This window comes from Pseudoalteromonas sp. GW168-MNA-CIBAN-0100 (assembly GCF_040309225.1).
In the GTDB taxonomy this organism is placed as follows: Bacteria; Pseudomonadota; Gammaproteobacteria; order Enterobacterales; family Alteromonadaceae; genus Pseudoalteromonas; species Pseudoalteromonas arctica.
Genome location: NZ_JBEOOL010000480.1, coordinates 1 through 280, shown reverse-complemented (window position 1 = coordinate 280; position 280 = coordinate 1). Strand labels below are relative to the sequence as shown.

Here is a 280-nt window from a genome sequence, read left to right as displayed (position 1 = left end):
CCTCAAGATATGGGACAACTATCCCACCACGAACACGGTAGTTAATCAGCTTTGAATGCGATGACTCTAGTCGGCAGATTCGCATTTCATTCTCTTCTACAAAGCTTGGATGCTTAAATAGATTCACAGCATCACCTAGGTCCCAGAGAGCCTTAGAAATTTCATACCCATCAACGTCATCATATTTCATCAGTTCCTGTGCAATTTTTTTCCGCGCCTCCGCCACCAAACCTTTGGCTAACTGTACCTTGGTTTCAATATCATAAACACATGCCTGCAC

At 43.6% G+C, this 280-nt stretch carries 1 protein-coding gene; it reads right to left on the bottom strand.

Features of this window, described 5'->3' with window-relative positions; translation table 11 throughout:
* Positions 1-280 (bottom strand): hypothetical protein (locus tag AAEY62_RS22040; RefSeq protein WP_350636534.1); only part of this gene is annotated, 280 nt, incomplete at both ends.